Source organism: Falsiroseomonas oryzae (assembly GCF_027856955.1).
Lineage (GTDB): Bacteria > Pseudomonadota > Alphaproteobacteria > Acetobacterales > Acetobacteraceae > Falsiroseomonas > Falsiroseomonas oryzae.
On sequence record NZ_JAPSMD010000696.1, the window covers coordinates 1 to 1,895 of the forward strand.

3 protein-coding genes are annotated in these 1,895 nt (G+C 75.5%); 1 reads left to right on the forward strand and 2 read right to left on the reverse strand.

What is annotated here, in order from left to right:
- Positions 1 to 208: 208 nt before the first annotated feature.
- Both OZN99_RS30710 and OZN99_RS30715 read right to left on the reverse strand, forming a co-directional pair.
- Complete coding sequence (locus OZN99_RS30710) at positions 209 to 598, reverse strand: DsrE family protein (protein WP_270938999.1); 390 nt, start codon at positions 596 to 598, stop codon at positions 209 to 211.
- On the reverse strand, positions 595 to 1,419 hold the full coding sequence (locus OZN99_RS30715; protein WP_270939000.1) for a HesA/MoeB/ThiF family protein: 825 nt from the start codon (positions 1,417 to 1,419) through the stop codon (positions 595 to 597). Before OZN99_RS30715 ends, OZN99_RS30710 begins: the two co-directional genes overlap by 4 nt.
- A 172-nt stretch (positions 1,420 to 1,591) precedes the next feature.
- Between OZN99_RS30715 and OZN99_RS30720 the strand changes: the two genes are divergently transcribed.
- A partial coding sequence (locus OZN99_RS30720; RefSeq protein ID WP_270939001.1) for a 3-keto-5-aminohexanoate cleavage protein occupies positions 1,592 to 1,895 on the forward strand: 304 nt, incomplete at its 3' end.

The window sequence follows — 1,895 nt, forward strand, 5'->3', positions numbered from 1 at the left end:
GGGTGCGGGCTGTGCGGCGGGCGCCGGTGCCGGCGAGGGTGCCGGCTGTACCGGCCGGGGCGGCGGCAGGCTGCCGGGCGCCACCGGCGGCTGCTGCGGCCAGGCCGCGCCGGTTCCGAGTGCCAGCAGAAGCACCGCCGGCCACACGGGGCGAAGGAAGGGCATGGCCGATCCCTCCGACATTCCCCCGTGCCGGGTCAAGCCATGTTCACAGACTGACGATCTGGCCGTTGCCGACCGCGCCAAGGAAGGTGACCACGCCGGCAACCTCCACGCCCGGCTGCAGCGCGGCGCCGGCGAGTCCCTCCGTGCGGAGCCCCGCGTCGCAGGCGATGCGGCGGATGCCGAGCTCCTCCGCCGCTGCCAGCAGCGTGCCAATCCCGGCGACGCTGCGCTGGGCGACCAGCGCCTCCCGCGGATCCGATTCGAGGGGCCGCGCCGCCGCGAACAGCCGGCAACCCTGGTTGGTGGCGAAGATCACCACCTCGCGTCCGATCGCCGCCGCGCCGGTGGCCAGCACCAGCGCGTAATGCGCGCGCTCGTGCGTGCCCGACAGCAGCAGGATGCCGAGCGGCTGAGGCACATGCGCCTGGGTCACACCGCGCAGGCCGCCGGCGCGGCGTGCTCATGCGCCGACAGGTCGCGGATCGTGGCATGCTCGCCGCAGAGCGGGCAGGCCGGGTCGCGCTTCAGCTTCACGGTGCGGAAGCGCGCATCCAGCGCGTCCCACAGCAGCAGCCGGCCCGACAGCCCCTCGCCGATGCCCAGCAGCAGCTTCAGCACCTCCGTCGCCTGCAGCGTGCCCATCACGCCGACCACCGCGCCCAGCACGCCGGCCTCGGAGCAGGTGGGCACCAGGCCCTCCGGCGGCGGCTCCGGGTGCAGGCAGCGGTGGCAGGGATGCGGCGGGCCCTCATGCCCGCGGAAGACGGAGAGCTGCCCCTCGAAGCGCAGCACCGCGGCCGAGACCAGGGGCCTGCCGAGCAGGTGGCAGGCATCGCCGAGCAGGAAGCGCGTGGCGAAGTTGTCCGTGCCGTCGCACACCACGTCGTAGCGCGGGATCAGCTCCCGCGCGGCCTCGGCGTCCATGCGGCGGGGATGCACCTCCAGGCGCACCTCCGGGTTCAGCGCGGCGAGGGTCTGCGCCACGCTCTCCGCCTTGTTGCGGCCGAGGCGCGAGGTGTCGTGCGCCACCTGGCGCTGCAGGTTCGACAGCTCCAGCACGTCGTGGTCCACCAGGCCGAGCGTGCCGATGCCGGCGGCCCCGAGGTAGAGCGCGAGCGGCGAGCCGAGCCCGCCGGCGCCGACCACCAGCACGCGCGCCTGGCGCAGCCGCGCCTGGCCGGTCGCGCCCACTTCCGCCAGCAGGATGTGGCGGGAGTAGCGGCGCAGCTCGTCCTCGGTGAAGTCGAGATCCATGGCGGGGATATGGTCGTCCCCCGGCCCGCGGCGCAAGCCGTCCGCCGTCGTGCCTTCCCTGGCCTCGCGCCGCGTGTGTGGCCTGGTGCGCGCTCCGCGCGAGAAGCCGTACTGCGCGCGTCACGCAGGGTGGGGCATACTGCGCGCCAAGGACGGTCGGGGAAGGGTGCAGGTGGCGGGCGCACGGCAGATCCAGGCGTGCCTCAACGGGGCGCGTGCGCGGGGCTTCCACCCGAGGCTGCCGGTCACGCCGGATGCGCTGGCCTCCGATGCGGCGGCCTGCATCGCCGCCGGCGCCATCGCGCTGCACATCCACCCGCGCGACGGCGCCGGGGGGGAGACGCTGGCGCCGGAAGCGGTGGGCGCCGCCGTGGCCGCGGTGCGCCGCGCCGTGCCGGGGGTGCGCGTCTCCGTCAGCACGGGCGACTGGATCGAGCAGGACGACGCGCGGCAGATCGCCGCCATCCGCGGCTGGG

Excerpts from the sequence above, each read along its gene's own strand:
- OZN99_RS30715 (WP_270939000.1), bottom strand. The coding sequence starts at position 1,419 with ATGGATCTCGACTTCACCGAGGACGAGCTGCGCCGCTACTCCCGCCAC.